Below are 6,224 nucleotides of genomic sequence, written 5' to 3' on the forward strand. Positions count from 1 at the left end.
ACAGCACGTCTACAAAACGTCACCGATCACAGCGTAGCGTAATCTCTGCGCGGCCCTGGTCCCGGACTACACAAGGCGGCCGATCTCAGGCCGCACCGATGTGGCCGGGCTCTCAGGCCACCATTAGAGTGATCTCCTGGATACGGTAACAGTACGTCGCGAAGCGACAGCGCCCCGCCATGTCCCTGCCGCAACACCCTGAGGAGGAGATCCATGTTCGGTCTGACGGTGCGGTTCGAGGTACGCCCGGACACGGCGGACGCGTTCGACGCGTTGGTGGCCGAGACGGTGCCGCTGATCGCAGCCCACGAACCCGGGACCTTGATCTACACTACCCATCGGGTGGTCGGCGACGACAATGCCCGGCTCTTCTACGAGCTCTACCGCGACCGCGAGGCGTTCGAGGATCATGAGAACCAGCCGCACATCCACCATTTCGTCGCCGAGCGGCAGGATCTGCTCACAGGTCCCCCGCGTATCGAGTTCATCACACTGACCTCGGGCACCGGGCTTCCTACGATGACAGGCGCCTGAGGACCCGGCACCTGCCGGTCCGTTCTTCACCCGCCCTGGGCTGGAGCGGCCGATGCCACTTGGCCCAGCCCAGCCGGGCAGGAAACCCGCGTCGGCGGACCGTCCGCCGACCAGGCCAGGAGGGTGACGCATGAAAATCGGTTTCATCGGGCTCGGCGGAATGGGCAGCGCCATGGCGCGCAATCTGATCGACGCCGGCCACACCGTACTGGCCTGGAACCGCTCACCGGATCCCGTCACCGAGCTGGCCGCCGCCGGTGCGGTGCCCGCCAGCATCTCCGAGGCGTTCGCCACCGGAATCGTCCTCAGCATGCTGGCGGACGACCAGGCCGTCACCGACCGCCTGCTCGATCCGCGGGTACTGACCGCCGCGCCGGCCGGAGCACTGCATGTGAATATGGCCACCGTCAGCACCGCGCTGGCGATCCAGGCCCGGCGTGAGCACGCCGAGCACGGGCTGCGCTACCTCGCGGCTCCTGTCTTCGGCCGGACCGACGCCGCCCGCGCCGGCAACCTCACCATCGTGACCAGCGGCGATCCGGACGCGATCGCCGAGGTTCAGCCCCTGTTCGACGTCCTCGGCCGGCGAACCTGGACGGTCGGCGATGCGCCGGAGCACGCCAACCTGGTGAAGATCCTGGGTAACTATCTGATCGCCTGCAGCATCGAGGCGATGGCGGAGGCGAGCGCCGTCATCGAGGCCGGCGGGATGAACCCGGCCACGTTCATCGAAGTGCTCACCGACAACCTGTTTACCGGCCCGGTCTTCACCGGCTATGGCCGCATGATCGGAAACCGGGACTACGAGCCCGTCAACTTCCGTCTCCCGCTCGGGTTGAAGGACGTCCAGCTCGCGCTGGCCTCAGGGCTGGAACGGAACGTTCCGCTGCCCTTCGGCGGCGTGCTGCGGGACGCCTTCGTCGACGCGCTGGCGCATGGCCAGACCGACCAGGACTGGGCCGCGGTGACCGAGACGGCCCGCCGACGCGCCGGGCTCGCCTGATCCACGGCGCCGGGCCGCCACCGCACCGCACTGCGCGGTACCGACCTCAACGACCGTACCGACCTCAACGACCGTACCGAGCACAACGACCGTACCGAGCACAGCACGGACGGGATGTGCCTGGCCGGAGGGATATACCCCTGGCCGGTCAGTCCCCACATGGGCATCGCTACGGCTGGCGGCTGTCGTCGTGGTGCTTCTCTGGCTCCGCCGGCACTGGGCCGGACTGCGTGGCCCGGTGATGCTGTCCGGTGTCGGCGGACAGCAGGCCGGGCATGGATGCTCCGGTAAGAGCGGACGGCGGGAAACCCGCGCTGCGGCGGACCGCGGAGCCATACCAGCGGTCGTCGTCGAAACCGCTCTCGTCGTCGCTGCCGTCCGGACCGTCTCCGCCGGCGTAGTCCCAGCTCGACGACCAGTTGTCCGACGAGGACTCGACGGAGGCATCGGATGCGTCCGAACGCGCCCAGTCGAACTCACCACGACCGAACACGAACGAGCCACCCATCGGACGATTCTCCGGTATCGAGCGGTGCACGGACGCCGACGCCGACACCGGGCCGACGACACGCGGGATCACAAGCCAGGCAGTGATGTTGACCCCCACGACAACGAGGATAATGACAATCGGAACCAGATAGCTGTACTCGGACGGCAGCATGACGGCAAGCGCCGTCAACCCTCCCACCAGGAGGGCGACGCCCGTGGAGATCGCCGCGAGGAGCCGGGCCATGGACATGTTCCTATCGCCGTACGGCCAGCGATGCCCCCGATCGACGTCAACCCGACAAGGCAGAGGACGGTTTGGTGCCGTGTATCCCACTTACACCGTCCGCCCTCACGTCATGGGACGATCTTGAGCGCTCGAAGAGCCACCCGGCCGCGACCCTCCGTGCGTGATCACGTTCTGGCGTCCCCCGATCTCCCTGGATGACTGCATGGCCGGACGATGGCAAGACCACCGCGTGACGTCATCGTAGAAGCGCGGGGAGACGTCGGGAACCACGTTGCGTCGGCACCCCGGGGACGGCCTGGAGGCGGCTTGGAAGACGCCCGGAGACGCCCGGAGACATCGAGGATGCGACTGGGGTGCCTCGGATCGGGGACGGATGGGAACGACCCGGACACCTCAGCCGCGTCCTCAACATACCTGTTCGATAGCTAGTAGTCACTGATCGATTACAAGCAGTTCTAGCCTACACTCCGTTTGGCGTGCCTGTACCCGTATGGCATACCCACCCGGGCACGGCTCCTCGTGGACGATCGACAGACGGACCACGCATTTCCCGCGATACATCGATGAAAGATCGCGTTCCGGACCAGGCGAAGGTCATCGGATGATCCAGCGGATCGGGACGATCCCCGGATGTCGAGCCGGCCACACCTCGGCCCCTCGCGGCACGCGGACGCCTTCACCTGGGTAAACAACGAGGTATGACGCACAGCGATGCGCCCAGCTCAGCGAGGCGAGATGGTCCTATGTCGGACGCGCGAGGACTGTCCGGGACCGGACAATGGTTCCGTGACAACAGCCACAGGGTGAGCATCGGGTTTCCGGCTTAGTCTGATCGCTCATGAGCGGCGCGCCGATCGGGGTGTTCGACAGCGGGGTGGGCGGTCTGACTGTGGCGCGCGCCATTTTGGACCAGCTTCCGCATGAGCCCCTGATGTATCTCGGGGACACCGCTCGGGCACCCTACGGCCCGCGGCGGATCGCCGAGGTGCGTCGCTACGCCCTCGATGCCCTCGACCGGCTCGTGGACGAGGGCGTGAAGCTGCTGGTCATCGCCTGCAACACGGCAAGTGCCGCCTGTCTGCGCGACGCCCGGGAGCGTTACGACATACCAGTCATCGAAGTGATCATGCCGGCGACCCGCCGAGCGGCCGCGGCGACCCGCAGCGGGCGGGTAGGCGTCATCGGCACGCTGGCGACGATTGCCAGCCGCGCCTACGACGACGCGTTCACCGCCGCCGCGGGCGTGGAGTTGACCGGTGCGGCCTGCCCGGCGTTCGTGGACTTCGTTGAGCGGGGTATCACCTGCGGGCGGCAGTTGCTCGGGCTAACCGAGGCGTACCTCGCACCATTGCAGGAAGCCAACGTGGACACGGTGATACTTGGATGTACACATTACCCACTGCTGACGGGTGTCATCGGCCTCGTGATGGGAGAGGGCGTCACTCTGGTGAGTAGTGCCGAGGAGACGGCCAAGGACACCTACCGGGTACTTGTCCGGCATGGACTCTTCCGCGATCCGGACCTTCCGCCGCCCACACACCGGTTCCTCACCACGGGTGATCCAACCTTGTTCAGCCGGGTGGGACGCAGGTTCCTCGGCCCCGAACTCGTCGGCGTCGCGGCGGTGTCCCCGCCCGTTCCCGCCGCGCGGGCCACAGTCACGCCTCCAGCCGCATGGGCCGCCCGAACCGGGGCGGACCAGGAACCCTCCTCCCAGCAGAGCCCGGTGGTGCCACGGTGAAACTGACGATCCTCGGCTGTTCAGGCACGTATCCCGGCCCGACGTCGGCCTGTTCGTCCTACCTCGTCGAGTCGGACGGGTTCCGGCTCGTCCTCGACGCGGGCAACGGGTCCATGGGCGAACTGCAACGGCACTGCGACCTGCGTGAGATCGACGCGGTGCTGCTCAGCCACCTGCACGGCGACCACTGCCTGGACCTGGTGGCCAACTCCTACGCGCGGCGGTACCACCCGGAGGGCATGCCGCCCAAGCTCCCGGTCTACGGCCCGATCAACACCCAGGAACGGCTGTGCGGAGCGTTCGAGAAATGGCCGGACGACAGCCTGGCCGACATCTACGACTTCCGGACCATCGGCGCCGGCCGCCTGCACATCGGGCCGTTCCGGATCGATCTCACCCGGGTGGCCCATCCGGTGGAGGCCTACGGCATCCGCCTCACCGCCGACGATCGGGTACTGACCTACTCGGGCGACACCGGGGCGTGTGACCGGCTGGTCCGCCTCGCTACCGACAGCGATCTCTTCCTCTGCGAGGCGTCGTTCCTCGATGAGGAGGACAACCCCCCGGACCTGCATCTGACCGGCCGGGAGGCCGGCGAGCACGCCCGGCGAGCCGGCGTGGGTCAGCTCGTGCTCACGCATCTTGTCCCGTGGGGGAACGCCGCCCGTTCCGAGGAGGAGGCGGCTGGCGTCTACGACGGCCCGCTGACCCTCGCGAGCCCCGGCACCGTCTATGAACTCTGAGAACTCTGACGGACCGCACCTTCGTACCTCGGCGCGCGGCCGGGTCACTCTGGGCCGATAGTGTCGCGACGTGATACGAGCGGATGGCAGGAGACCGGACGAACTCCGGCAGGTGACGATCCTGCGGGGATGGCAGGAGCACGCGGAGGGATCCGCGCTGATCAGTGCGGGCCGGACCAGGGTGCTGTGCGCGGCCTCGGTGACCACGGGGGTCCCGCGCTGGCGCAAGGGCAGCGGCCTGGGCTGGGTGACCGCCGAGTACTCCATGCTTCCACGGGCCACCGACACCCGTAACGATCGCGAGTCCGTGCGCGGCCGCATCTCCGGGCGGACCCATGAGATCTCCCGGCTGATTGGCCGCAGCCTGCGTGCCTGCATCGACCTGAAGGCCCTCGGCGCGAACACCATTGCGATCGACTGCGACGTGCTGCTCGCCGACGGCGGCACGCGCACCGCCGCGATCACCGGCGCCTACGTCGCGCTGGTCGACGCCGCCCGCTGGCTCGGCCGGCCCGATGCGCTCATCACGAGCGTCAGTGCGGTCAGCGTCGGCGTGGTCAAGGGCGAGGCGATGCTCGACCTGGCCTACAGCGAGGATTCCACCGCGGACACCGACATGAACGTGGTGTGCACCGGGGCGGACGGTTTCGTCGAGGTCCAGGGCACCGCCGAGGGCACCCCGTTCGACCGGACGATGCTCGACAGCCTGCTCGACCTCGCAGTGCGTGGATGCGCCCAGCTCACCGCGATCCAGACCGAGGCGTTGCGCGGCCCGGTCCCGGCGGGGCCTCCCCGCCCGGGAGGTGCTCGATGAACGCCGAACACCACGGATCGGCCCGGACGACGAAGGTGGTCCTCGCCAGTCGCAACGAGGCGAAGCTCGCGGAGCTGCGCCGCATCCTGGCGGCCAGCGGCCTGGCCGTGGAGCTGGTGGGCCTGCCACCAGGCGAGGAGGTGCCCGAGACCGGGACGACCTTCGCCGAGAACGCTCTGATCAAGGCGCGGGCGGCGGTCGCGGCGACCGGGCTGCCTGCGGTCGCCGACGACTCCGGGCTCGCCGTCGACGAACTGGCCGGGATGCCGGGGGTGCGCTCGGCTCGATGGTCGGGCTGGCGCGACGGCACCCGGGTCGAACGGGACACCGCCAACAACACCCTGCTGCTCGCGCAGCTTGACGACGTCCCGGCCGACCGGCGCGGCGCCGCCTTCGTCTGCGCGGCGGCCCTGGTCACCCCGGACGGCGTCGAACGGGTCGCCCACGGCGAGCTACGTGGCACCCTGCTGACCGAACCTCGCGGCGCGGGCGGCTTCGGCTACGACCCACTGTTCCTGGCCGACGGTCAGACCCGGACGAACGCCGAACTGTCCGCGGCGGAGAAGGATGCGATCAGCCACCGCGGCCGAGCCTTCGGCGAACTGGCCCTGGTCCTCAGCGAGGTCCTCGCCGCCCCACCCACCCCCGCCACC

The 6,224-nt window shown here is 68.6% G+C and carries 7 protein-coding genes; 6 read left to right on the forward strand and 1 reads right to left on the reverse strand.

The annotated features are described in order from the left end of the window. Nucleotides 1-213: 213 nt before the first annotated feature. Nucleotides 214-534, forward strand: a complete 321-nt coding sequence (locus tag AC08OX_RS13705) for a putative quinol monooxygenase (RefSeq protein ID WP_011435328.1) — start codon at nt 214-216, stop codon at nt 532-534. A gap of 130 nt (nt 535-664) precedes the next feature. Continuing rightward, a complete protein-coding gene (locus AC08OX_RS13710; RefSeq protein ID WP_134351697.1) occupies nt 665-1,537 on the forward strand; it encodes an NAD(P)-dependent oxidoreductase in 873 nt (290 codons plus the stop codon). Nucleotides 1,538-1,706: 169 nt separating this feature from the next. Here the strand turns inward: AC08OX_RS13710 and AC08OX_RS13715 are convergent, their stop codons facing one another. Beyond that, complete coding sequence (locus AC08OX_RS13715) at nt 1,707-2,270, reverse strand: hypothetical protein (protein ID WP_476608179.1); 564 nt, start codon at nt 2,268-2,270, stop codon at nt 1,707-1,709. A gap of 841 nt (nt 2,271-3,111) precedes the next feature. Between AC08OX_RS13715 and murI the strand changes: the two genes are divergently transcribed. The 4 genes from murI to rdgB form a co-directional block, all read left to right on the forward strand. Then, nucleotides 3,112-4,014 (forward strand): glutamate racemase, encoded by a 903-nt coding sequence (gene murI, locus AC08OX_RS13720; protein ID WP_011435325.1) that lies wholly within the window; start codon nt 3,112-3,114, stop codon nt 4,012-4,014. Then, nucleotides 4,011-4,757 (forward strand): MBL fold metallo-hydrolase, encoded by a 747-nt coding sequence (locus AC08OX_RS13725; RefSeq protein ID WP_476608180.1) that lies wholly within the window; start codon nt 4,011-4,013, stop codon nt 4,755-4,757. The genes murI and AC08OX_RS13725 overlap by 4 nt, the downstream gene beginning before the upstream one ends. Before the next feature lie 70 nt (nt 4,758-4,827). Further along, on the forward strand, nt 4,828-5,571 hold the full coding sequence (gene rph, locus AC08OX_RS13730; RefSeq protein WP_476608181.1) for a ribonuclease PH: 744 nt from the start codon (nt 4,828-4,830) through the stop codon (nt 5,569-5,571). After that, a partial coding sequence (gene rdgB / locus AC08OX_RS13735) for an RdgB/HAM1 family non-canonical purine NTP pyrophosphatase (protein ID WP_476608182.1) occupies nt 5,568-6,224 on the forward strand: 657 nt, incomplete at its 3' end. The genes rph and rdgB, both read left to right, overlap by 4 nt.

It is taken from the genome of Frankia sp. CoBUL1 (assembly GCF_978021245.1).